Genomic DNA, 23,535 nt, shown 5'->3' on the forward strand with positions numbered 1-23,535 from the left:
CCTCAGTCCTGCCTGGCAACGGGCGGCGCGGGCGGTCCCGCGAGTGGCGGCGGCACGTCCTCGGGGGACGGCGGCACGTACGGCTTGATCTCGGGGGCTTCGATGGAGCCGTCCGCCTGGATGGCGGGCAGCTGCGCCTGCGGCTTGGGGAGCAGGGCCTTGGCCAGGTCCTGCTTGCCGGTCATGTCGAGACCGTAGATGGCGTTGTAGACGTTGCGCACGGCGGGGCCGGAGGCGCCGGAGCCGGTGCCGCCCTGGGAGATCGTCATCACGATCGTGTAGTCGTCGGTGAACGTGGCGAACCAGGAGGTCGTCTGCTTGCCGTAGACCTCGGCGGTACCGGTCTTGGCGTGCATCGGGATCTGCTTCTGCGGCCAGCCGCCGAAGCGCCAGGCGGCGGTGCCCCGGGTGGCGACGCCCTCCAGCGCTCCCACCATCTGCCGCCGGGTCTTCTCGTCCATGGGCAGCCTGCCGTGCGCCTTGGGCCGGATCTGCTGGACGCTCTTGCCGTCGGCGCTGACGATGGCCTTGCCGATGGTCGGGTTCCACATGGTGCCGCCGTTGGAGATGGCTGCGTAGATGGTGGCCATCTGGATGGGCGTGACGAGCGTGTCGCCCTGGCCGATCGAGTAGTTGACGGCGTCACCGGCGCGCAGGAGGTTGCCTTCGAGGCAGTTCTCGTAGTTGAGCAGCTCGACGTAGGTGCCGCCCTTCTTGCCGGTCTTGCACCAGTCGTCCTTGTTGGCCGCCCAGAACCGCTGCTTCCACTGGCGGTCGGGGACGCGGCCCTTCACCTCGCCCGGCAGGTCCACGCCGGTCTCGGCGCCGAGGCCGAACTTGTGGGCGGTCTTGAAGAAGATGTCGCCGGGGTGCTTGACGGGCTTGAGCCCGCCGTCTTTGAGCCACTGCTGGTGGGCGAGGCCGTAGAAGACGGTGTCGCAGGAGACTTCGAGGGCCTTGCCGAGGGTGATCGAACCGTGGCCCTGGGACTCGAAGTTCCGGAAGACCTGGCCGCCGATGGAGTACGAGCTGGGGCAGGGGTAGCTGCCGTCGAACTTGTAGCCGGCGTTGACGGCGGCGGTGGTCGGGATGACCTTGAAGATGGAGCCGGGGGCGGCCTGGCCCTGGATCGCCCGGTTCATCAGCGGGACGTTGGACTCCTTGGCGGTGAGCCTGGCGTAGTCCTTGCCGGAGATCCCGCCGACCCAGACGTTGGGGTCGTAGGTGGGGTTGGAGGCCATGGCCACGACGCGGCCCGTCTTGGATTCCAGGACGACGATGGCTCCGGCGTCGGCCTTGTAGGGGACGCCGGTGTTGCGGTCGATCTGCTTGCGCGCCTCGACCATCGCGGCGTTCAGCTCGTACTCGGCGACCGCCTGCACGCGGGCGTCGATGCTGGTGACGACGTGGGCGCCGGGGACGGCCGGGTCGTTCTTCGCCTCGCCGATGACCCGGCCGAGGTTGTCGACCTCGTAGCGGGTGACGCCGGACTTGCCGCGCAGCTCCTTGTCGTACGTGCGCTCCAGGCCGAAGCGGCCGACCTGGTCGGAGCGCAGGAACGGCGAGTTGGTGTTCTTGGCCTTCTGGATCTCGTCGTCGGTGACCGGGGAGAGGTAGCCGAGCACCTGGCCGGTGTTGGCGCCGCCCGGCGCCGGGTAGCGGCGTACGGCGGTGGGCTCGGCGGTGATGGCGGGGAAGTCCTCGGGGCGTTCGCGGATCTGGAGGGCCTGCTGGGTGGTGGCCCCCAGGGTGACCGGGATCGGCTGGTAGGGGGAACCGTTCCAGCAGGGCTGGGGGGTCTTGGAGTCGCAGAGGCGGACCTTGTCCATGACGGCCTGCGGCTTCATGTCCAGTACGGCGGCGAGCCGGGCGAGGACGCCTTTGCCCTTGTCCTTTATCTTCATCAGCTCGGTGCGGCTGGCGGAGACGACCAGGCGCGTCTCGTTGTCGGCGAGCGGCACCCCGCGGTCGTCGAGGATCGAGCCGCGCACGGCGGGCTGGACGACCTGCTGGACGTGGTTGTTCTTGGCCTCGTCGGCGTACTCGGAGCCGTTGCGGATCTGGAGGTACCAAAGGCGTCCGCCGAGTGTGAACAGCAGCGAGAAGACGAGCACCTGGATGATGACGAGCCGGATCTGCACCCGGGGGGTGCGGCCGGTCTCCGGGATGTTGGTCACGTCCGCTCCCCCCTCACAGCTTCCTGACGCTCTTCACACCTTTGACGCCCTTTATGCGGCCGGCCCTGTTGGCGCGGCCGCGCGCCGTCTTGAGCCGCAGTCCGCCGCGCTGGCTGCCGATCCGCAGCCCTGTTCCACCGGCCAGCCAGCCGGAGGACACGGCCTTGCCCTGGGGCGGTCCGCCGCCCGCTTCGACGGCCAGCGGGTCGTTCTCGGCGCGGCGGGCGAGGGCCATGACGAGCGGCACGGTGAAGGGCGCGAGGAGCAGGTCGTACAGCGTGGCGGTGAACAGCAGTTCGGTGAGGCCCACGTGCCGGGCGGCCGTGTCGCCGACGAGGGCGCCGACGCCCGCGTACAGCAGCGTGGAGCCGATCGCGGCGGCGACGACGGTCGTCAGCGGCCCCCACGCGGAGCGGAACCGCCCGTTGTCGGGGCGGACCAGGCCGACGAGGTAACCGACGATGCAGAGCACCAGGGCGTACCGTCCGGCGGCGTGGTCGGCGGGCGGCGCGAGGTCCGCGAGGAGACCCGCGCCGAAGCCGACGAAGGCGCCGCTGAGGTGTCCGTAGACCAGGGCGAGGGCGACGACGGTGAGCAGCAGCAGGTCGGGCACGGCGCCGGGGAGTTGCAGCCGGCCGAGGACGGTCACCTGGATGACGAGGGCGACCACGATCAGCGTGGCCGAGAGCAGGATCCGGTTGAAGCGCATGATCGGTCAGCTCCTACTCGTCGGCCGGCTTGGCGGGGGCACTGGCGGACGCCGACGGGGCCACGGTGACGGTGACGGTCGGGGTGGGCTTCACTTCCGGCTTGGGCGGCAGGACGGTGTCGCGCGGGTCCTCGCGCGGCGGCATCACGACGACGCCGACGATGTCCAGGCGGGAGAAGCCGACGAACGGCCGCACCCACACGGTGCGGGTCAGGTCGCCGCGCGAGGGGTCGACCTTGACCACCTCGCCGAGCGGGACGCCCGGCACGAAGGGCTTGTTGCCGCGCGAGCCGAAGGTGACGAGCCGGTCGCCGGGGGCGATCTTGGCCTTGCCGTTCAGCATCTGGACCGACAGGGCGCGGTCGCCCTGGCCGGTGGCGAAGCCGAGTTCGCCGGTCTTCTCCAGGCGGGTGCCGACCGTGAAGTCGGGGTCGTTGGCGAGGACCACGGTGGCGGTGTCGGGGCCGACGGTCGCGACGCGCCCGACGAGGCCGTCGCCGTTGAGGACGGTCATGTCGCGTTCGATGCCGTCCTTGCTGCCGGCGTCGATCGTGACGGTCCAGGAGAAGCCCTGGGCCGCTCCTATCCCGATGACTTCGGCGCCCTTGATCCCGTACTGCCCGGCGCCCGCCCGCTTGAGCATCTCGTCCAGTTCGTGGATCCGGCTGTGGGTCTGCGCGTCGCTGCCGAGCTTCGCCTTCAGCGCGGTGTTCTCGCGTTCGAGCGTCTTGATGCGGTTGTGGCGTTCGCCGGAGTCCCGTACGGCGCCTATGGCGTGGGCGACGGGGTTGACCGCGGTCGCGACGCCCTTCTCCACGGGGCCGAAGACCGCCGCGGCGGCCTGCCGGGCGCCGTCGACCGGTGACTCCTCGCCCGCCCTGATGTCCACCGTGATCAAAGCGAACGCGATGGCGATCAGAAGCACCAGGAGCAGCCGGCTCTCTCGTGTGTCCCTCACGTGCGGCGGCGTGCCTTCCTCGTAGGTATTCGCGGTGCCGGAGCCGCTCCGACGGAGCGGGGGTTCGCACCGGACTGTGCCTGTATATCAACGATCCGCCGCACAGGCGCGCTAGCACCCGTACGGCGGATCCTTGTGTTCCACATGCCCCGTTACGGGGATTTGCGTCAACGCCGGGGCTGGGCGTCCAGGACCTGCTGGAGTGCTTCGAACTCCTCGACGCACTTGCCGGAGCCGAGGGCCACGGAGTCGAGGGGGTCCTCGGCGATGTGGATCGGCATGCCCGTCTCGCGGCGCAGCCGCTCGTCGAGTCCGCGCAGCAGGGCGCCGCCGCCCGTGAGGACGATGCCGCGGTCCATGATGTCGCCGGAGAGTTCCGGCGGGCACTTGTCGAGGGTGGTCTTCACCGCGTCCACGATGGCGTTGACCGGTTCCTCGATGGCCTTGCGGACCTCGGCGGCGGAGATGACCACCGTCTTCGGCAGACCGGAGACGAGGTCGCGGCCCCGGATCTCGGTGTGCTCGTCCTTGTCGAGGTCGTACGCCGACCCGATGGTGATCTTGATCTGCTCGGCGGTGCGCTCGCCGAGGAGGAGCGAGTACTCCTTCTTGATGTGCTGGATGATCGCGTTGTCCAGCTCGTCGCCGGCCACCCGGATGGACTGCGCCGTGACGATTCCGCCGAGGGAGATGACGGCGACCTCGGTGGTGCCGCCGCCGATGTCCACGACCATGTTGCCGGTGGCCTCGTGGACGGGCAGGCCCGAGCCGATGGCGGCGGCCATCGGCTCCTCGATGATGTGTACCTGACGGGCGCCGGCCTGGGTGGACGCCTCGATCACGGCGCGGCGCTCCACTCCGGTGATACCGGAGGGGACGCAGACCACGACGCGCGGGCGGGCCAGGTAGCGGCGCTTGTGGATCTTGAGGATGAAGTACCGGAGCATGCGCTCGGTGATCTCGAAGTCGGCGATCACGCCGTCCTTGAGGGGTCGTACGGCGACGATGTTGCCGGGCGTCCGGCCGATCATCTTCTTCGCCTCGGAGCCGACCGCCAGGATTCCACCGGTGTTCGTGTTGATGGCGACCACGGACGGCTCGTTCAGGACGATCCCCCGGCCCCTCACGTACACCAGCGTGTTGGCGGTCCCGAGGTCGATCGCCATGTCACGGCCGATGAACGACATGTTGTTCCCCTTGTTCCCCATGAGGAGCGTCTGGCCTTCCAGTTGATAGCGGCTGCTGTCAGGTCGGCGAGGTGGGTGTGTGGGTGGAGGCCCCATCGTAGTGCCGCGGGTACGGACATCGCGCGACGGGACTCCGGTAATCCCGCCGGAACGGATACCCGCCCCCTAAGTGGTGACGTCGTGTCCTGCACATGCGTTCCCGCTCGCCGCCCGTCATACCGAAGGGCGACCGAAATTACTTCGGTCGCCCCAGGTCATGAGCGCTATTTGGCTGATCTCGCGTCAGGGGCGACCGGCGCGCCGACGCCCCGGTGCGGATTCCGGATCGGCTCAGAGAGCGGGGAAGAACAGCTTGAGCTCGCGCTCCGCCGACTCCTCGGAATCCGAGGCGTGGATGAGGTTCTCCCGGGTGATGGAACCGAAGTCACCCCGAATGGAGCCGGGCGCGGCGGCGATCGGGTCGGTGGGCCCCGCCAACTGGCGGACGCCCTCGATCACGCGTTCGCCCTCGACGACGAGGACGACGACCGGACCGCTCGCCATGAAGCCCATGAGGGGCTCGTAGAAGGGCTTGCCCTTGTGCTCGCCGTAGTGCGTCTCCAGGGTCCCCTGGTCCAGCGTGCGCAGCTCCAGCGCGGGAATGGTCCAGCCGGCCTTCCGCTCGATGCGGCCGATGATCTCGCCGATCAGGCCACGACGGACGGCGTCGGGCTTGAGGATGACGAGGGTGCGCTGGGTCATGTGGTAACTCCTTGCGGCATACGGGTGCGGTCCGACGAGGCTACAGGGGGCCCGGGGGCGCCCTACGCCTCGGCCTGCGCCTCGCTCTGCGCCGCCCAGCGGGCCTTGGCGGCGTCCACCTTGCGGCCGTAGTGCACCGAGCACCACCACAGGCCGGCGAAGACCGCTCCCAGGAAGAACATCGTCGGGACGACGAACCCGCTGAGGACGAGCCCGGTCTGCAGGGCCCAGCCGAGCTGGACCGCGCCGGGGCGCGAGAGCATCCCGCACAGCAGCACGGACAGCAGCATCGCGATCCCGCACACCGTCCACACGGCCGCCTGGGTCAGGTCCGGGTCCTTCATGGCCACCAGACCCGCGAACCCGATCACGAAGAACTCGCCGATCAGCGTCGAAGCACACAGCGTGCGCATTCCTCAGCCCCTCTTCAACAGCAGGCGGGCCTCGCCCACCGTGATCACGGACCCGGTCACCAGGACCCCGGCCCCACCGTATTCGGCCTCTTCCTCCGCCAGGGTGACGGCCGCCTCCAGCGCGTCGTCCAGCCGGGGCTCCACCTGCACCCGGTCCGGCCCGAAGACCTCGACCGCGATGGCCGCCAGCTCGTCGGCCGGCATCGCACGGTGGCTGGAGTTCTGGGTGACGACGACCTCCGCGAAGATCGGCTCGAAGGCCTCGAAGACCCCCTTCACGTCCTTGTCGTCGCTCGCGCCCACCACGCCGATCAGCCGGCTGAACCCGAAGGCCTCGGTGACCGCCTCCGCGGTGACCTGCGCCCCCGCCGGGTTGTGCGCGGCGTCCAGGACTACGGTGGGGCTGCGCCGGACGACCTCCATGCGGCCCGGCGAGGTCACCGAGGCGAAGGCCCGGCGGACGGTGTCCGCGTCCAGCTCACGGGCGTGCTCGCCGCCGACGCCGAAGAACGCCTCGACCGCGGCCAGGGCCACCGCCGCGTTGTGCGCCATGTGGGCGCCGTACAGCGGCAGGAAGATGCCGTCGTACTCGCCGCCCATGCCGCGCAGGGTCAGCATCTGGCCGCCGACCGCCACCTCGCGGGAGACGACGCCGAACTCCATGCCCTCGCGGGCGACGGTCGCATCGGCCTCGACGGCCTTCTTGAGCAGCACCTGCGCCGCGTCCACCGGCTGCTGCGCCAGGATGACGGTGGCGCCCTGCTTGATGACGCCGCCCTTCTCCTGGGCGATCTCGGCCGGAGTGGATCCGAGCCGGTCCGTGTGGTCCAGGCTGATCGGGGTGATCACCGCGACCGCGCCGTCGATCACGTTGGTCGCGTCCCACGAGCCGCCCATGCCGACCTCGACCACCGCCGCGTCGACGGGCGCGTCCGCGAAGGCCGCGTACGCCATCCCGGTGAGCACCTCGAAGAACGACAGCCGGTACTCCTCGGCGGCGTCGACCATCTCCACGTACGGCTTGATGTCGTGATAGGTCTCGACGAACCGCTCGGCGCTGATCGGCGCCCCGTCCAGGCTGATCCGCTCGGTGACCGACTGCACGTGCGGGCTGGTGTAGCGGCCGGTCCGCAGGTCGAAGGCGTTCAGCAGGGCCTCGATCATGCGGGCGGTGCTGGTCTTGCCGTTGGTGCCGGTGATGTGGAGGGAGGGGTACGCGCGCTGCGGCTCGCCCAGGACGTCCATCAGCGCGGCGATCCGCGAGACGGACGGCTCCAGCTTCGTCTCGCCCCAGCGGGTGGACAGCTCCTGCTCCACCTCCTGGAGCGCCTTCGCGACCTCCGGGTCGGCGGGCGCGGCGGGCACCTGCTCGCCCTGCGGCGCTCCGCCGTGTGCGCGCAAGGTGCGGCTCCCGGCCTCGATCACCGCCAGGTCGGGGTCGCGGTCGGACTCTTCCGCGACGATCCGGTCGAACTCGTCGATCGCTTCGAAGGGCCGGCCGAGGTCGTCGGGGCCGTGGCTGTCGGGCTGCTGCTCACTCACGGGGACCAGTCTACGGACGAGGACCCGGGGGACCTTCGGCCCGGCCGTTTCGGGACCTTCGGCTGCCTTCGCGACCGTTTCGTTATGCAAGCCTTGCGGCAGCAGAGAGGGGAACGAATGCCGCAGGCCAGCACGGACGCCAGCAGGGAAAAGACGGCTTCCAGCCGTGACATAGCGATCGACCTGGGGACCGCGAACACCCTCGTCTACGCCCGGGGGCACGGGATCGTCCTCAATGAGCCGTCCGTGGTCGCGGTCAAGGCCGGTACGACGACGGCCCTGGCGGTGGGGACGGAAGCCAAGGAGACCATCGGCCGCACACCGGGCTCCATCACCGCGATCCGCCCGCTGAGGGGCGGGGTGATCTGCGACTACGAGGCCGCCGAGGAGATGATCCGGCACTTCGTGCGCAAGGCGGTCCCCGGCCGCCGGCCTCGCACCCGGATGGTGATCTGCGTGCCGTCGGGGGTGACCCCCGTCGAACGGCGGGCCATCATCCACGCCTCCACCCGCGCCGGGGCCAAGTCCGTACACCTGATCGAGGAACCGATGGCGGCGGCGATCGGCGCGGGGCTGCCGGTGTCGGAGCCCCGCGGCTCGATGGTGGTGGACATCGGCGGCGGCACCTCGGAGGTGGCCGTCATCTCGCTGGGCGGCATCGTCACCTCGCAGTCGCTGCGGGTCGGCGGCGACCGGATGGACGCCGCGATCACCGACCACGTGCGCAAGGAGCACGCGCTGCTCATCGGGGAACGCACCGCCGAGGACGTCAAGGTCGCCATCGGCTCGGCCTGGCCGGTCCCGGGCCTGCCCGAGCTGGAGAGCCGCACCCACACCGTGCGCGGGCGGGAGAAGGCCGGCGGCATGCCGAGGACGCTGGAGCTGACGGCGCTCGACGTGCGGGCCGCCCTCGACGAGCCGGTCGAGGCGATCATCGCCGCCGTGCGCACCACCTTGGAGGAGTGCCCGCCGGAGCTGTCCGGTGACGTGATGGAGCGCGGCATCGTCCTGACGGGCGGCGGGGCGCTGCTGCCGGGCCTGGACCTGCGCATCGCCTCCGCGACCGGCATCCCGGTGTTCGTGGCCGACGCGCCGCTGGACTGCGTGGCCCTCGGCTCCGGCCGCTGCGTGGAGGACATGGACACCCTCGCCGGCCTGCTGGCCCCCGCGAAGGCGTAGGACCCGCCTCAGCCGTGCGGCAGGGTCGCTTCGACGACGTACGCGTCCTCGGTACGGGTCGCCGTGAGGGTTCCGCCCAGGCTGTGGACGCGCTCGGCCATGCTCGCCGTACCGGAGCCGGCCGAGACGGGGGCGCGGGCCGGGTTCCGGTCGGCGAGGCCGTTGGTGACGCGTATGCGCAGGCACCGGGCGCCGGCCGTGACCGACACCTCGATGGTCTCGCCGCGGGCGTGCTTGGCGGCGTTGGTCAGGCACTCCTGCACCACCCGGTAGACCGCCGCCTGACGCAGCGGCGACAGCTCCCGCGCCTGAGGGTCCATCACCAGCCGTACGGGCGAGCCCGCACGCCCGCTCTCCCGCGCGAGCGCTTCGAGCCCGTCCACGCCCGGGGTCGCGGCCCGCTCCCCGCGCTGCACGATGATGTCGTTCAGCACCAGGTGCGCGCGGCGGGCCGTGTCGGCGAGCTCCTCGAAGTCCTTCGCGTAGGCGCTCTCGCGGGCCCGCACCGACAGCACCTCCGAGCGCACCGTCAGCATGGTCAGCTCCCGCCCGACGAAGTCGTGGACGTCGCGGGCCACGGAGGTCCGCTCGTCCTGGACGGCCTGGAGGACGGCGGACTCGGCGCGGCGGGTGTCGAGTTCCCGCACGAGGTCGTGCCGGTAGGCGGCGATGCCGACCGCGGAGGCGAGCACCCCGATCGGCACGACCAGGCTCAGGAAGGCGCTGAGGGTCTCCGCCCTCGGCTCGGGCCAGCCCGGCAGGCTGAACACCGCGAGCGAGAAGACCACGTACCCGGCGGTGGCGAGGATCCCGGCCCGGCGGCCCCGGTAGCGGCCGACGGAGTACAGGGCGAACTGGATCAGCGTCAGCTCGTGCAGCCAGCCGATGAACAGCAGCGCGGTGAGGTACCCGGCCCAGGGCAGCCGCCTGCGTACCAGCAGGCTCGCGCAGCCCGCGGTCAAGACGGCGGCGGCAGCCGGACCGTTCAGGGAGTTGTCGGCGGCGGCGAGTCCCGGCAGGTCCAGTGCCATCAGGGCGAGGCAGCTCAGCGCCGTCAGGACGTCCAGCGCACGCGGCGACCCGGCCCAGCTCTCGGTGACCCTGCGGCCGACGGCCACGACCCGGTGGAGCGCCGAGGCGACGGGCTTGACGTGCATGCCCTCCATCATGCGGGAGCGGCGGGGGCGATCGGACCCGGGCCGCGGGGCCCCGGGGTGATGTCCCGCACTCGGCAGGGGGCGGGGTACGGCGAAGGCGCCCCCACCACCGGCCGGTGGTGGGGGCGCCTTCGCGTGCCGCCCGGACAGGGCCCGGGGGCGGCCGCTACGCCTGCGGGAGCCCCTCCAGCTGGGCCTGGATGCGGGCGATGTCCGCCTCCGCCTTGGCGAGACGGCCCTTGATCTTGTCCACGACGTTGTCGGGCGCCTTGGCCAGGAAGGCCTCGTTCCCGAGCTTCGCCTCGGCCTGCTGCTTCTCCTTCTCGGCGGCGCCGAGGTCCTTCGTCAGGCGCTTGCGCTCGGCGGCCACGTCGATGGTCCCGGACAGGTCCAGGGCGACGGTGGCGCCGGCCACCGGCAGGGTGGCGGTGGCCTGGAAGGCCTCGCCCTCCGGCTGGAGGCGCAGCAGCTGGCGGATGGCGCCCTCGTGCGCGGCCAGCGCGGTGGCAGACAGGTCCAGGCGGGCCGGAACCTTCTGCTTGTCGTCGAGGCCCTGCTCCTTGCGGAACCGGCGGACCTCCCGGACCAGGGCCTGGACGCCCTCGATCTCGGCCTCGGCGGCCGCGTCGCGGAAGCCGCTGTCCTTCGGCCAGTCGGCGATCACGAGGGACTCGCCGCCGGTCAGCGTGGTCCACAGCGTCTCGGTGACGAAGGGGACCACCGGGTGCAGCAGCCGCAGCATGACGTCGAGGACCTCGCCGAGGACCCGGGCGGACGCCTTGGCCGGCTCGCCACCCGCGAAGAAGGTCGTCTTCGACAGCTCGACGTACCAGTCGAAGACCTCGTCCCACGCGAAGTGGTAGAGGGCGTCCGACAGCTTCGAGAACTGGTAGTCCTCGTAGAAGGCGTCGATCTCGGCGACGGTCTTGTTGAGCCGCGACAGGATCCAGCGGTCGGTCGCCGACATCTGCTCGGCGCTCGGCAGCTCGCCCTCGATCGTGGCGCCGTTCATCAGCGCGAAGCGCGTGGCGTTCCAGATCTTGTTGGCGAACTTGCTGGAAGCCTGGACCCAGTCCTCACCGATCGGGACGTCGACACCCGGGTTGGCGCCGCGCGCCAGCGTGAAGCGGACCGCGTCGGAGCCGTACCTGTCCATCCAGTCCAGCGGGTTGACCGCGTTGCCGAAGGACTTCGACATCTTCTTGCCGAACTGGTCGCGGACCATGCCGTGCAGGGCGATGGTATGGAACGGCGGGGTGCCGTCCATCGCGTACAGGCCGAACATCATCATCCGGGCGACCCAGAAGAAGAGGATGTCGTAGCCGGTGACCAGGACGGAGTTCGGGTAGAACTTCGCCAGGCTCTCGGTCTGGCGCGGCCACCCCAGCGTGGAGAAGGGCCACAGGCCGGAGGAGAACCAGGTGTCGAGGACGTCGGTGTCCTGGGTCCAGCCCTCGCCGGCGGGCGGCTGCTCGTCCGGACCGACGCAGACGACCTCGCCGTTCGGGCCGTACCAGACCGGGATGCGGTGGCCCCACCACAGCTGGCGCGAGATGCACCAGTCGTGGAGGTTGTCGACCCAGTCGAAGTAGCGCTTCTCCATCTCCTGCGGGTGGATCTTGACCTTGCCGTCGCGGACGGCGTCACCGGCGGCCTTGGCGAGCGGGCCGACCTTGACCCACCACTGCATCGAAAGGCGGGGCTCGATGGTGGTCTTGCAGCGCGAGCAGTGGCCGACGGAGTGGCTGTACGGACGCTTCTCGGCGACGATCCGTCCGTCGGCGCGGAGCGCGGCGACGATGGCGGAGCGGGCTTCCAGCCGGTCCAGACCCTGGAAGGGGCCGTGGACGGTGATGACCGCGTGCTCGTCCATGACGGCGAGGTTCGGCAGACCGTGGCGCTGGCCGATCTCGAAGTCGTTGGGGTCGTGCGCAGGGGTCACCTTGACGGCGCCGGTGCCGAACTCCGGGTCGACGTGCTCGTCGGCGACGACCGGGATCCGGCGTCCGGTGAGCGGCAGTTCGATCTCCGTGCCGACGAGGTGCGCGTAGCGCTCGTCGTCGGGGTGGACGGCGACGGCCGTGTCACCGAGCATCGTCTCGGCGCGGGTCGTCGCGACGACGATGGAGGCGTCGCCGTCGCCGTAGCGGATGGAGACGAGCTCGCCGTCGTCGTCCTGGTACTCGACCTCGATGTCGGAGATCGCCGTCAGGCAGCGCGGGCACCAGTTGATGATCCGCTCGGCGCGGTAGATCAGCTCGTCGTCGTAGAGCTTCTTGAAGATCGTCTGGACGGCCTCCGACAGGCCCTCGTCCATCGTGAAGCGCTCTCGCGACCAGTCGACCCCGTCGCCCAGGCGGCGCATCTGGCCGGAGATCTGGCCGCCGGACTCGCCCTTCCACTGCCAGACGCGCTCGACGAACGCCTCGCGGCCGAGGTCGTGGCGGGACTTGCCCTCCTTGGCGAGCTCGCGCTCGACGACGTTCTGGGTGGCGATGCCCGCGTGGTCCATGCCGGGCTGCCACAGCGTCTCGTAGCCCTGCATGCGCTTGCGGCGGGTGAGGGCGTCGATCAGCGTGTGCTCGAAGGCGTGCCCCAGGTGGAGGGAGCCGGTGACGTTGGGCGGCGGGATGACGATCGTGTACGGGGGCTTCTCGCTCTTCTCGTCCGCCTCGAAGTACCCACGCTCTACCCAGCGCTCGTAGAGCTTCCCCTCTACCTCGGCCGGCGCGTACTGGGTCGGCAGTTCGGAGTCGGGGCTGCTGGGTGTCTGCGTGTTCTCGGTCACGCACCACAGGATACGGGCGGCCCCACCCCGGTTACGAATCCGTTCCGCCCTCCGGTCCGCCTTGACCGGGTCATGACCGATCGGTCTGACTGTGCGCATGAACGAGATCACCGGGCAGCCCGCGGCCGCCCCTTCGGTACACCCCTACGCTTCCGTCCCGAACGTCCCGTCGAAGAAGCGGGTGCTCGTGAAGGTCGGAGTGGCGCTCGGGGCCCTCGTGGGCGTGGCCGCCGGCAAGGCGGCCGTGACCGCGGTCCTCGACGGCGGCCCGTCCGACGCCGGACGGTACCGGCTGGTGCCGCCCCCCTCCTTCCAGGGCCTGACGCTCCAGGACTCCGGCCCGCGCGTCGACGCGATCAAGCTGGGGCAGGGCCCGCGGAAGCCGGGCACCGAGCAGGTCGCCGTGGTCTACGCCGACGGATCGGGCACCGCGCGGCTGGTGGTCAGCGGGGCGGCCGGCCGGTTCGACGACAGGGACCCGGGCTCGGCGCTGGTCCGCGGCCTGCACGAGAGGGGGGCGGCGGACGCGGTCACGGAGCGGGCCGGGACGCCGGAGGGCGCCGCCATGTCGTGCGGCACGGTCCACGTCGACGCCGGTGCGCTCCCGGTGTGCATGTGGGCTGACCACAGCTCGCTCGTCACGGTCACGGTCCCCGTGGAGAACGAGCCGGTCGCGATCGCCGCGCTCGCGGAGCAGACCCGGGCACTTCGGGGCGTGATGGAGGTGCGGGCGTCGTAGTTCGGTAACGCCTGGGGCCCCGGGGCCGGGACCTGCGGGGACTTCGGCCAAGATATGACCAACATAAGAAGTTCCTAAAGGGGGACGCGGGTCATGAGTTACAACCAGCCGGGGCCGTACGGGCATCAGCCGCAGCAGCCGGGACCGTACGGCGGCCCGCAGCCGCCGCAGCAGCAGCAGCCCGGCCCGTACGGGCAGCCCGGCTACGGCTACCCGCAGCAGCCCCCGCAGCCGGGCTACCCCCAGCAGCCCCCGCAGCAGCCCTACGGCTACCAGCAGCAGCCGGGCATGCCCCCGCAGCCCCCGTACGGCGGGATGCCGCCGCAGCAGCCGCCGAAGAAGTCCAAGGCGGGCGCGGTGATCGCGGTGGTGGTCGTCCTCGGCGTGCTCGCGGGCGCCGGCTGGTACTTCACGAAGGGCGGCGGCGCCTCGGGCAAGGTGGCGGCGGACACGAAGGGCTACAAGCTGGTCCCGCCGCCGTCGGTGGACGACTTCAAGCAGGACCCGAAGTACCAGCAGAAGCCCTTCAGCGACAAGGACAGGAAAGAGGCCGAAACGGCGGGCATCAAGAACGCCAGCCAGGTGGGCATGGAATACCTGGCGGGTGACCCGAAGAACCCGTTGTCGATGAAGGGCCTCAACTTCCAGGGGGTCTTCGGCCAGATCGCCGACCCGGAGAAGGCCGTGGACGGGTACTTCGCCATGGCCAAACTGAAGGCCGCCGAGGACAAGAAGGACGCGACCGCCGAGCTCATCGGGAGCCCCAAGGAGATCAACCCCGCCGGATTCAAGGGGGCCGTGCTGAAGTGCCAGGAGATGAAGGTGACCTTCAAGGACACCGCCTCCAAGGGCCCCAAGGAGATGACCCTCCCCATCTGCATCTGGGGTGACTACAGCACGCTGAGTGTCGTCAGCGCCTCGGACGTGGCCTCCATCCTCGCGGGCAGGCCGGGCTACACCATGGAGCAGACCGCGGACCTCACCGCGAAGCTCTACAAGACCGCCCGCGTCAAGGTCTGACCCGGCGCACACGCGAAGGGGCGCCCCGGTCCTCCGGGGCGCCCCTTCGCGTATGTCCGTTGCGGCTAGGCCGACTTCTCCTGCGGGCCCTGGTCCTTCGGGACGATGCGGGGGACCAGCGTCGGGTTGACGTTGGAGCGGACCACATCGGCGGTGATGACCACGCGGGCCACGTCCTTGCGGGACGGGACCTCGTACATCACCGACATCAGGACCTCTTCCATGATGGCGCGCAGGCCGCGCGCGCCGGTCTGGCGGAGGATCGCCTGGTCCGCGATCGCCTCCAGCGCCTCGCGCTCGAAGTCCAGCTCGACGCCGTCGAGTTCGAACAGCCGCTGGTACTGCTTCACCAGCGCGTTGCGCGGCTCGATGAGGATCTGGAGCAGCGCCTCGCGGTCCAGGTTGTGGACCGAGGTGATCACGGGGAGGCGGCCGATGAACTCGGGGATCATCCCGAACTTCACCAGGTCCTCCGGCATGACCTCCTGGAACTGGTTGCTCGCCTCGATCTCCCGCTTCGAGCGGATGGTCGCCGCGAAGCCGATGCCCTTGGCGCCCGCACGCGACTCGATGATCTTCTCCAGGCCGGCGAAGGCGCCGCCCACGATGAAGAGCACGTTCGTCGTGTCGATCTGGATGAACTCCTGGTGCGGGTGCTTGCGGCCGCCCTGCGGCGGGACGGAGGCCGTCGTGCCCTCCAGGATCTTGAGGAGCGCCTGCTGGACGCCCTCGCCGCTCACGTCGCGCGTGATCGACGGGTTCTCGCTCTTGCGGGCGACCTTGTCGATCTCGTCGATGTAGATGATCCCGGTCTCGGCCTTCTTGACGTCGTAGTCGGCCGCCTGGATCAGCTTGAGCAGGATGTTCTCGACGTCCTCGCCGACGTACCCCGCCTCCGTCAGCGCCGTCGCGTCGGCGATGGCGAACGGGACGTTCAGCATGCGGGCCAGGGTCTGGGCCAGCAGCGTCTTGCCGGAGCCTGTGGGGCCGAGCAGCAGGATGTTGGACTTCGCGAGTTCGATCGCGTCGTCCCGGCCCTGCGCGCCGCCGTTCTCGCCGGCCTGGACCCGCTTGTAGTGGTTGTAGACCGCCACGGAGAGCGCCTTCTTCGCCGGCTCCTGGCCGACGACGTAGCTCTCCAGGAACTCGTAGATCTCACGGGGCTTGGGGAGTTCCTCCCACCGGACCTCGGAGGTCTCCGCGAGTTCCTCTTCGATGATCTCGTTGCAGAGGTCGATGCACTCGTCGCAGATGTAGACACCGGGTCCTGCGATGAGCTTCTTCACCTGCTTCTGGCTCTTTCCGCAGAACGAGCACTTGAGCAGATCGCCGCCGTCACCGATGCGTGCCACGAGGTGCTTCCCCTTCGCCTGGGAGACGCCTGGTTCAGCGCTCCTGGTGCCTCATATCCGACGGTACCTTGCCGGGGGCCCCGAACGGGGCCCCCTTGACGTGGTTCACATTGCCCAATGCGACAGCGCGACCACGCCAACTGGCGGCAAGGATCAGACCGCGGTGCTCTTGCGGGTGGAGACGACCTGGTCGATCAGGCCGTACGCCAGTGCGTCCTCGGCAGTGAGGATCTTGTCGCGCTCGATGTCGTCGCGGATCTTCTCGATCGGCGTCGTCGAGTGCTTGGCCAGCATGGTCTCCAGCTGGTCGCGCATGCGCAGGATCTCGTTGGCCGCGATCTCCAGGTCGGAGAGCTGCTCACGGCCGGTACCGCCGGACGGCTGGTGGATCAGGACACGGGCGTTCGGCAGGGCCAGACGCTTGCCGGGGGTACCGGCGGCGAGCAGCACGGCGGCGGCGGAGGCCGCCTGGCCCATGCAGACCGTCGAGATGTCCGGCTTCACGAACTGCATCGTGTCGTAGATCGCCGTCAGCGCGGTGAAGGAGCCGCCGGGGCTGTTGATGTAGATGGAGATGTCACGGTCCGGGTCCATCGACTCCAGGCACAGCAGCTGCGCCATGACGTCGTTGGCGGACGCGTCGTCAATCTGCACGCCGAGGAAGATGATGCGCTCCTCGAAGAGCTTCGCGTACGGGTCGTACTCGCGCACACCCTGCGAGGTGCGCTCGACGAAACGCGGGATCACGTACCGGTTGTCCACCTGAGCGCCGGTGTAGAGGCCGCTCGCGGGAGAAAGGTTGTTCATGTGCATCTGGGTGTTCACCATCCTGGTGGCGTTCTGCGGGCTGAGGCTTGCCTGGTGCGGTGCCGGGGATCAGGCCCCGGTGCCGCCACCGCCGGGGACCAGGGACGCGGCGGAGATGATCTCGTCGATGAGGCCGTACTCCTTGGCCTCCTCCGCCGTGAACCAGCGGTCGCGGTCGCCGTCGCGGATGATGGCCTCCACGGTCTGGCCGGAGTGGTGAGCGGTGATCTCGGCCATCCGCTGCTTGGTGCGCAGCAGGTACTGGGCCTGGATCTTGATGTCGGAAGCGGTGCCGCCGATGCCGGCGGAGCCCTGGTGCATCAGGATGTCGGTGTTCGGGAGCGCGAAGCGCTTGCCGGCCGTACCACCGGTGAGCAGGAACTGGCCCATGGAGGCCGCCATGCCCATACCGATGGTGACGACGTCGTTCGGGATGTACTGCATGGTGTCGTAGACCGCCATGCCCGCCGTCACCGAGCCGCCGGGGCTGTTGATGTACAGGTAGATGTCCTTCTCCGGCTCCGCGGCCAGGAGGAGGAGCTGCGCCGTGATCTTGTTCGCGATCTCGTCGTCGACCTGCTGGCCGAGGAAGATGATGCGCTCGCCGAGCAGCCGGTTGTAGACATGGTCGCCGAGGCCACCACCGATGGACGGCTCACCCGCGGCGTAAGGCTTCAGATTCGTCACGTATCCACCTGCTCGTCTCCGACGGCCACATGCCGTCTCAGCGTCTCGTTCTGGGGCGCGGACCAGCCGGTGCGGACGATGTCCGCCGGCGTCGGGTAATCCCGTGCCCTCGTATTCATGGACCCTAACGCGCAGGTCGGACAACGCCATCCCGCTTCCCGAACTGTTCGCTCGGAGCGCAAGGTCCCGGGGCCCCCGCGCGGGACGACGAGGGGCCCGGACGCGGTCGCGTCCGGGCCCCTCGGGGCACTGCCGGGTGGGCGGGGCGTGCGGCCCGCCCGGGGGTGTTACTTGGCCTCGTCGCCCTCGGTCTCGGCGTCGGCCTCGACGGCCGCCTCGACCGTCTCGGCGGCCGTCTCGACCTCGTCCTCGTCGTCGGAGAGGTCGACGACCTCACCGTTGGTGTCGACGACCTTGGCGGCCTCGACGACGACCGCGAGGGCCTTGCCGCGGGCGACCTCGCCGACCAGCATCGGGACCTGGCCGCCCTCGACGACCGCCTGGGCGAACTGGTCGGGGGACATGCCGGAGGACTGCGCGCGGCGCATGAGGTGCTCGGTGAGCTCCTCCTGGTTGACGCCCAGCTTCTCCTTGTTGACCAGGGCGTCCAGCAGGAACTGGGTCTTGATGCCCTTGACGGCCTGCTCGGAGGTCTCGGCGTCGAACTCCTCGACCGTCTTGCCCTGGATCTCCAGGAACTTCTCCAGGTTCAGGCCCATCTGGCCGAGCTGGTGGTGCTCCAGGTTGTGCTTGCGGGTCTGGACCTCGTCCGCGAGCAGCTTCTCGGGGACGGGGATCTCCGCGAGCTCCAGGAACTTCTCCAGGACGCGCTCCTGGGCCTGGGTGGCCTGGTCGTACTGCTTCATGTTCTCGAGGCGCTTGCGGCTGTCCGCCTTGAGCTCTTCGAGGGTGTCGAACTCGCTCGCCATCTGCGCGAACTCGTCGTCCAGCTCCGGCAGCTCGCGGGCGGAGACCTTGGTGACCTTGACGGTGACCTCGGCGTCCTTGCCCTCGGCGGAGCCACCCTTGAGCTGGGAGGTGAAGGTGGCCTCGCCACCGGCCTCCAGGCCCTTGACGGCCTCGTCGATGCCGTCGAGGAGCTCGCCCGAGCCGATGGTGTAGGAGACGTCCTGGGCGACACCGTCCTCCAGCACCTCGCCCTCGACCTTGGCCTCCAGGTCGAGGGTGACGACGTCGCCGTCCTGGGCGGCGCGCTCGACGTCCTTGGTGGACGCGAAACGGCCGCGCAGCTGCTCGACCGACTTCTCGACGTCCTCCTCGGTGACCTCGACGGCGTCCACGGTGACCTCGATGCCGGAGTAGTCCGGGATCTCGATCTCGGGGCGGACGTCCACCTCGGCGGTGAAGGCCAGCAGCTCGCCGTCCTTCAGCTCCGTGATGTCGACCTCGGGCTGGCCCAGCGGGTTCAGGTCGGCCTCGTTGACCGCCTCGGTGTAGAACTTCGGGAGGGCGTCGTTGACGGCCTCCTCCAGCACCGCACCGCGGCCGAAGCGCTGGTCGATGACGCGGGCCGGGATCTTGCCCTTGCGGAAGCCCTTCACCGTGACCTGCTGGTTGATCTTCTTGTAGGCCGCGTCGAGGCTGTCCTTGAGCTCCTCGAAGGGCACCTCAACAGTGAGCCGAACCCGAGTCGGGTTCAGGGTCTCCACGGCGCTCTTCACGGTTCGGTCTCCTTGTGGCTGACTGCTGGGGGTTCTGCCGTCGCGCTGCGATTCAGCGGTTCGGCGGATTCGGCCCGGCATCAGACACACGGGCACGCAGCTTGCATAGTAACCGCAAGCGGCAATCAGCCCACAACGCGATCACCGCGGCGATCTTCGGTGGGGCGTGCCCGGGGACACTGTGTGGAGAAGGTGCTACTAGTCGGGGTGGCCGGATTCGAACCGACGACCTTCCGCTCCCAAAGCGGACGCGCTACCAAGCTGCGCCACACCCCGTCGGTGCGACACGTAGGGTACATGCCCGAAGACGGTCCGACACGCCGCTTTCCCAGGGAACGCGCCCCGCCCGGGCCCCGCCGGCGAACGCGACCACGACGGCGGCCACGAAGGGCGGACCGAAATGCGGTGTGCGATCCCCCCGCCCGACCCGCTAGTATGCTGTCCGTGCCGCGGTCCCGAGGACCTGCGGCGCACGCATTGCGGGTGTAGCTCAATGGTAGAGCCCTAGTCTTCCAAACTAGCTACGCGGGTTCGATTCCCGTCACCCGCTCTCCACAGTTCAGGGCCAGGTCAGAGGACATTTCCTCCGCCTGGCCCTGAGTCGTTCCCGGGGGCTGTGATCAGCCGTCCGTGTCCCCCGCGTGCCCCTTGCGCTCGTCCGTGTCTTTCCTGCCCCTCTCCACGAGCCCGCTCAGCGCGTCGGCGATCAGCCGGTCCCGGTCCGCACTGGCGTGCTGGTAGATCAGCGCGGCGCGGGCCGTGCTGTGGCCCATCCGCGCCATCAGCTCCCGCGTGCTGGCTCCCGTGGACGCGGCCAGGGTGTTTCCCGTGTGCCGAAGATCATGGAAGTGAAGCCCCTTGATCCCAGCCTCGCGACATGCCTTGTGCCACAGCCGGTTGAAGTGGTTCCGGCGCGGCGTGGCCTTCTTGGCCCCGATGAAGACACGCCCGTCAGCGCCCGGTTCGGCGTACAGACTCAGGTGGACGCGGATGTCCTGGATGATCACGCCCGGGATGGAGACCGTCCGTTTGCCCGCGGCGCTCTTGGGGGCCTTGATCTCTCGTTGCCCGTTCCCCAGCTCGGCGACGGACCGCCGGACGCGCACGGTGCCGCGCTCCAGGTCGATGTCCCGCCGGTGCAGGCCGATCAGCTCGCCCCAGCGCAAGCCGAGGAATCCGGCCATGAGCACGAGGGTGCGGTACCGCGGCTGGATCACATCGGCCAGCGCATACACCTCCTGCACGGTGGCGGTCGGCCGCTCCGGCGTGTGGACGGTGCTGGCTCCCTTGACCTGGCACGGGTTCCGCCGGATCAGCTGGTCCGACACGGCGGTGCCGAGGATGGCGCGCAGGAGGGCGTACGCCTTGGCCACGGTGGTGGGCCCGGTGCCGGCGGCGAGCTTGTCGGCGCGCCAGCGCCGCACGAGGGGCGGCGAGATCTCCGCCAGGTTGACGTAGCCGAGGACCGGCTCCAAGTGGTGCTTGAGGAGGGACCCGTAGAGCTGCCGGGTGGTGCTGGTCAGCTCGCGCTCTTTGATCCAGGCATGGGCGTAGGGACCGAAGGCGACCTTGCCGGCGTCCGGGTCGTGCCAGTCCCCCCGCCGCATCTCGGTCTGCTTGTCGGCGAGCCAGTCATCCGCGTCCCTCTTGGTACGGAACGTCTCCGGAGCGGGACGCAGCTGCCCGTCCGGGCCGACGTACCGAGCCTGGTACCGACCTGAGGGCAGCTTCCGCACCCGCCCGAACTGCCGGCGCTTCGTGGCCATCAGGCAGCCACCCCCATCCGGCGGCGGCGCGGCTCGACGGTGTGGGCGGCGATGTACTCCCGCAGGGCGCTTTCCGGGATGCGGACGTGCCTGCCGACCTTCACATAGGTGATCCGTCGTTCCTCGATCAGGCGGCGGGGGAACCGCACAGTGGTGCCGAGCAGTTCGGCGACCTGGACGACGCTGAGGTAGCGCTCATTCATGCTGCTCTCCTTGCAGGGCTTCGCGGGCGGTCTGGCGGTTGAGCTGGATGTCACGGGCGATGGTGGCGGCGAGGACGGACTCCCCCGGGCTGTGGCCGCGGCCGGCGTACTGCCAGGAGGCGAGGACGAGCACGGTGTCCGGCTCGACGTCTCCGAGGCCGCGGGCTTCGCGTTCCTGGGCGGCTCGGTAGTCGGCGCGGGTCTGACGGAGGGCGCCGAGGGTGGTCGAGTACTGGCGGGATTTGGTGGAGAAGTGCCCGCGGAAGCCGAGCATGTGGGCCCAGCGGGTGAGCGGGCGGTCCGGGTAGAGGGGTTGCAGGGCGGCGCAGGCCCCCATAAGACGGCGGGCGTGGTCCGAGACGGACATCTGGGCGAGGTCCTCACCCAGCCCGGTGCCGTGGCAGCGGGCACAGCGACTCAGCGGGGAAGCAGAGCTGCTGTACCGGCTGGAGCGGCCCGATCCCCCGCACATGCGGCAGTGCACGGCTGTGTCGGAGGCTCCGGTGGCCTCGGCGGCCTTCGTCGCGTATTTGGCGACGTAGGAGGCTACGGCCTGCTCCGTGACGTCGGAGTGATCGCCGAAGGCCTTGATCGGGCGGACGTCAAGCTGGGTGCCCCAACGGAACGTACGGGCGGGCTGGTCGGCTGCGGCCGGAACCGATGCCGAGGTGTAGGGGTGGGCGATAGCCGCCCGGATGGAGCGGTCCAGGAGGTTAGTGCTGGCCCACGAGGGCGGCGGGCTGGAGGGGCCGGTGGGCCCGTCGATACGGATCACGGCGTGGAAGTGGATGGCACCGCGCCTCTGGAACTCGGCGACCTTGCCGTAGGAGATCCGGGCGGTGTCGTGCAGCTCCCGCTGGGTCAGTCCGGCGGAAGCGGCGATCTCGCGGCGCAGTCGGGTCGTGAAGCGCTGCCAGAGCTGCCCGGCATGGTTGTTGAAGAGGACGGCCGCGGCGTAGTCGTAGGTGGTCGGGTCGAGGGCGGTACCGAGTTCGGCGGCGTCCTCCTGGTGGTGCCGGCCGCAGCGGCAGGGGCGGCCGGCCGGGCGGTTGTGGACCCGGCCGAAAGATGGGGCGGTGAGGGTCGCGAAGACGCGAGGGTGTTCGCGGACCGTGACGGGGATGTCGCGTCGTTTGTCCCCGGCGAGTCCGGCGCGGATGAGGTGGTACGTGTCGCCCGCGTAGGTCCACGCGCAGGCGGGACAGCGGGATGCGCGCCGGTTGCCGCAGGCGATGCGCAGGCGGGCCCCGGGTTCGGTCTCGGTGGAGTAGCGGTGGAGGATCTCGCCGCTGGTCTTGTCCTTGGCGACGGTCCAACCGGTGATGTGGATGGGGTCGGAGCACCCGCCGGTGCGGTGGATCTGGTCGGCCCAGCGCTGGTGGTCGGGGGCGGAGGCCACCCTCAGCATGTCGCCGAGGGTGGCCGGGTCCTGGAGCAGGTCGGTCACGCGGTCACCCTCCGGCGGGGGCGGCGGATGGAGCGCGTGCCGGTGCCGTGGCAAGCCGGGCAGTGGGCGGTGATGGTGCGCAGGGCGCCGGTGCGGTCGCGGCCGCCGAGGGTGATGTGGACGGTGGGGAAGCCGCCGCAGTCGGGGCAGGGCTCGGCGGGCAAGGCCATGGGCTGGGCCATGATGTGGGTTCCTTCCGGTTCGTTGGATCGGGCAGGAGCACGGCGCCGGGACGGCGGAGACTTGGCGGTTGAGGCCGTTCCGGGGCCGGTCAGTGGCCCTTGAACTCCTGGCGCAGGGCGCGGACGAGGAAGAGCAGGACGACGGCGCTGACGGACAGGGCGACAGCGGTGACGGCGACCGCCAGGAGCAGCGAGACGGCGACGGAGGCCAGGGCGAGGACTCCGGCGACTCCGCCGGCGGCGAGAGCGAGCGCGGTGCCGGGCGACTGCTGGACCAAACCGCCCAGGGCGGTCGGGTGCTTCGCGGGAACCGGGGACGGTGCCGGCTGCTCAACGGGTGTGGGGGTGGGGCGGATGGTCGCCGGGGCGTAGGTGTCGGGCCGGGGGTACTGGGGCTTGAACACGGCTGTTCTCCTTCCGGGGCGGGCTACTTGTTGATCGCGGTGTCGATGGCCGGGGCGAGGAAGCTGTCTGCGAGGAGGAAGCCGCCGAGGAGGACCACGGCGACGAGCCAGAGCGGCGGGCGGATGAGCTTGTAGCCGAGGACACCGACGACGAGGAGGGCGAACCAGAGCGGTACGTCCATGGCGTTGGCCTTTCGGGTCAGCTGACGCGGCAGCGGTGGGAGCGGGCGGCGAGCTGGGCGGTGGTCGAGGAGCTGTAGTCAGAGGACCAGCCGCAGCCGTCGATGGTGCAGACGGCGGTGTCCTTGCTGCGGCCACGGCGGTCGCGGTAGGTGCCGATCTGGACGGGGCCGATCTTCAGGAGCGAGCGGAAGTTGATCCGGGCGGGCATGGCG

23 protein-coding genes and 2 tRNA genes are annotated in these 23,535 nt (G+C 70.1%); 4 read left to right on the forward strand and 21 right to left on the reverse strand.

Features of this window, described 5'->3' with window-relative positions; translation table 11 throughout:
- Positions 1–2: 2 nt before the first annotated feature.
- The 7 genes from mrdA to folC all read right to left on the reverse strand — a co-directional run bounded on the left by mrdA (position 3) and on the right by folC (position 7,727).
- The gene (gene mrdA, locus OHA81_RS11380) at positions 3–2,177 is read right to left on the reverse strand and encodes a penicillin-binding protein 2 (RefSeq protein ID WP_329195179.1); all 2,175 of its coding nucleotides are present in this window, start codon (positions 2,175–2,177) and stop codon (positions 3–5) included.
- A 13-nt stretch (positions 2,178–2,190) separates the two neighbouring features.
- Entirely contained in the window at positions 2,191–2,886 is a 696-nt protein-coding gene (gene mreD, locus OHA81_RS11385; protein ID WP_329195180.1) for a rod shape-determining protein MreD, read from the reverse strand.
- Positions 2,887–2,899: 13 nt separating this feature from the next.
- On the reverse strand, positions 2,900–3,844 hold the full coding sequence (mreC, locus tag OHA81_RS11390; RefSeq protein WP_329195181.1) for a rod shape-determining protein MreC: 945 nt from the start codon (positions 3,842–3,844) through the stop codon (positions 2,900–2,902).
- A gap of 167 nt (positions 3,845–4,011) precedes the next feature.
- Positions 4,012–5,031 (reverse strand): rod shape-determining protein, encoded by a 1,020-nt coding sequence (locus OHA81_RS11395; protein ID WP_008738981.1) that lies wholly within the window; start codon positions 5,029–5,031, stop codon positions 4,012–4,014.
- 330 nt (positions 5,032–5,361) lie between these two features.
- Entirely contained in the window at positions 5,362–5,772 is a 411-nt protein-coding gene (gene ndk, locus OHA81_RS11400; RefSeq protein WP_329195182.1) for a nucleoside-diphosphate kinase, read from the reverse strand.
- 62 nt (positions 5,773–5,834) lie between these two features.
- Positions 5,835–6,185 (reverse strand): DUF4233 domain-containing protein, encoded by a 351-nt coding sequence (locus OHA81_RS11405; RefSeq protein ID WP_329195183.1) that lies wholly within the window; start codon positions 6,183–6,185, stop codon positions 5,835–5,837.
- A gap of 3 nt (positions 6,186–6,188) precedes the next feature.
- Positions 6,189–7,727: a bifunctional tetrahydrofolate synthase/dihydrofolate synthase gene (folC, locus tag OHA81_RS11410; RefSeq protein ID WP_443056502.1), complete on the reverse strand. Its 1,539-nt coding sequence runs from the start codon at positions 7,725–7,727 to the stop codon at positions 6,189–6,191.
- Between the two features lie 117 nt (positions 7,728–7,844).
- On the opposite strand from folC, the gene OHA81_RS11415 reads away from it, so the two are divergent.
- Positions 7,845–8,906: a rod shape-determining protein gene (locus tag OHA81_RS11415; RefSeq protein WP_329195185.1), complete on the forward strand. Its 1,062-nt coding sequence runs from the start codon at positions 7,845–7,847 to the stop codon at positions 8,904–8,906.
- 8 nt (positions 8,907–8,914) lie between these two features.
- On the opposite strand, the gene OHA81_RS11420 is transcribed toward OHA81_RS11415, so the two are convergent.
- Positions 8,915–10,063: a sensor histidine kinase gene (locus OHA81_RS11420; RefSeq protein ID WP_329195187.1), complete on the reverse strand. Its 1,149-nt coding sequence runs from the start codon at positions 10,061–10,063 to the stop codon at positions 8,915–8,917.
- Positions 10,064–10,229: 166 nt separating this feature from the next.
- Positions 10,230–12,851, reverse strand: a complete 2,622-nt coding sequence (locus OHA81_RS11425) for a valine--tRNA ligase (protein ID WP_329195188.1) — start codon at positions 12,849–12,851, stop codon at positions 10,230–10,232.
- Between the two features lie 97 nt (positions 12,852–12,948).
- On the opposite strand from OHA81_RS11425, the gene OHA81_RS11430 reads away from it, so the two are divergent.
- Together OHA81_RS11430 and OHA81_RS11435 are read left to right on the forward strand one after the other, a co-directional pair.
- A complete protein-coding gene (locus OHA81_RS11430) occupies positions 12,949–13,590 on the forward strand; it encodes a hypothetical protein (protein ID WP_329195190.1) in 642 nt (213 codons plus the stop codon).
- A 93-nt stretch (positions 13,591–13,683) separates the two neighbouring features.
- Positions 13,684–14,610: a hypothetical protein gene (locus OHA81_RS11435; RefSeq protein WP_329195191.1), complete on the forward strand. Its 927-nt coding sequence runs from the start codon at positions 13,684–13,686 to the stop codon at positions 14,608–14,610.
- A gap of 65 nt (positions 14,611–14,675) precedes the next feature.
- Here the strand turns inward: OHA81_RS11435 and clpX are convergent, their stop codons facing one another.
- The 5 genes from clpX to OHA81_RS11460 form a co-directional block, all read right to left on the reverse strand.
- Positions 14,676–15,962: an ATP-dependent Clp protease ATP-binding subunit ClpX gene (gene clpX / locus OHA81_RS11440; protein ID WP_008738998.1), complete on the reverse strand. Its 1,287-nt coding sequence runs from the start codon at positions 15,960–15,962 to the stop codon at positions 14,676–14,678.
- Between the two features lie 153 nt (positions 15,963–16,115).
- Positions 16,116–16,790, reverse strand: coding sequence for an ATP-dependent Clp protease proteolytic subunit (locus OHA81_RS11445; RefSeq protein WP_308433546.1), 675 nt, complete (start codon positions 16,788–16,790; stop codon positions 16,116–16,118).
- A 48-nt stretch (positions 16,791–16,838) separates the two neighbouring features.
- On the reverse strand, positions 16,839–17,456 hold the full coding sequence (locus OHA81_RS11450; RefSeq protein WP_329195206.1) for an ATP-dependent Clp protease proteolytic subunit: 618 nt from the start codon (positions 17,454–17,456) through the stop codon (positions 16,839–16,841).
- A 287-nt stretch (positions 17,457–17,743) separates the two neighbouring features.
- Positions 17,744–19,138: a trigger factor gene (gene tig / locus OHA81_RS11455; RefSeq protein ID WP_329195208.1), complete on the reverse strand. Its 1,395-nt coding sequence runs from the start codon at positions 19,136–19,138 to the stop codon at positions 17,744–17,746.
- Between the two features lie 202 nt (positions 19,139–19,340).
- A tRNA-Pro gene (locus OHA81_RS11460) sits at positions 19,341–19,414 on the reverse strand.
- Between the two features lie 203 nt (positions 19,415–19,617).
- Here OHA81_RS11460 and OHA81_RS11465 point away from each other — a divergent pair.
- Positions 19,618–19,688 (forward strand) — tRNA-Gly (locus OHA81_RS11465).
- Positions 19,689–19,758: 70 nt separating this feature from the next.
- On the opposite strand, the gene OHA81_RS11470 is transcribed toward OHA81_RS11465, so the two are convergent.
- From OHA81_RS11470 to OHA81_RS11500, 7 genes are all read right to left on the reverse strand, one after another.
- On the reverse strand, positions 19,759–20,904 hold the full coding sequence (locus tag OHA81_RS11470; protein ID WP_329195210.1) for a tyrosine-type recombinase/integrase: 1,146 nt from the start codon (positions 20,902–20,904) through the stop codon (positions 19,759–19,761).
- Positions 20,904–21,107 (reverse strand): excisionase family DNA-binding protein, encoded by a 204-nt coding sequence (locus tag OHA81_RS11475; protein WP_329195212.1) that lies wholly within the window; start codon positions 21,105–21,107, stop codon positions 20,904–20,906. The genes OHA81_RS11470 and OHA81_RS11475 overlap by 1 nt, the downstream gene beginning before the upstream one ends.
- On the reverse strand, positions 21,100–22,515 hold the full coding sequence (locus OHA81_RS11480) for a replication initiator (RefSeq protein WP_329202178.1): 1,416 nt from the start codon (positions 22,513–22,515) through the stop codon (positions 21,100–21,102). Before OHA81_RS11480 ends, OHA81_RS11475 begins: the two co-directional genes overlap by 8 nt.
- A gap of 35 nt (positions 22,516–22,550) precedes the next feature.
- Complete coding sequence (locus OHA81_RS11485; protein WP_329195213.1) at positions 22,551–22,736, reverse strand: hypothetical protein; 186 nt, start codon at positions 22,734–22,736, stop codon at positions 22,551–22,553.
- 89 nt (positions 22,737–22,825) lie between these two features.
- Positions 22,826–23,140: a hypothetical protein gene (locus OHA81_RS11490; RefSeq protein WP_329195215.1), complete on the reverse strand. Its 315-nt coding sequence runs from the start codon at positions 23,138–23,140 to the stop codon at positions 22,826–22,828.
- Positions 23,141–23,163: 23 nt separating this feature from the next.
- Positions 23,164–23,322, reverse strand: a complete 159-nt coding sequence (locus OHA81_RS11495; RefSeq protein ID WP_329195216.1) for a hypothetical protein — start codon at positions 23,320–23,322, stop codon at positions 23,164–23,166.
- A gap of 17 nt (positions 23,323–23,339) precedes the next feature.
- A complete protein-coding gene (locus OHA81_RS11500) occupies positions 23,340–23,531 on the reverse strand; it encodes a mobile element transfer protein (protein WP_329195217.1) in 192 nt (63 codons plus the stop codon).
- Positions 23,532–23,535: the final 4 nt, after the last annotated feature.

The organism is Streptomyces sp. NBC_00667 (genome assembly GCF_036226825.1).
Taxonomy (GTDB): Bacteria; Actinomycetota; Actinomycetes; order Streptomycetales; family Streptomycetaceae; genus Streptomyces.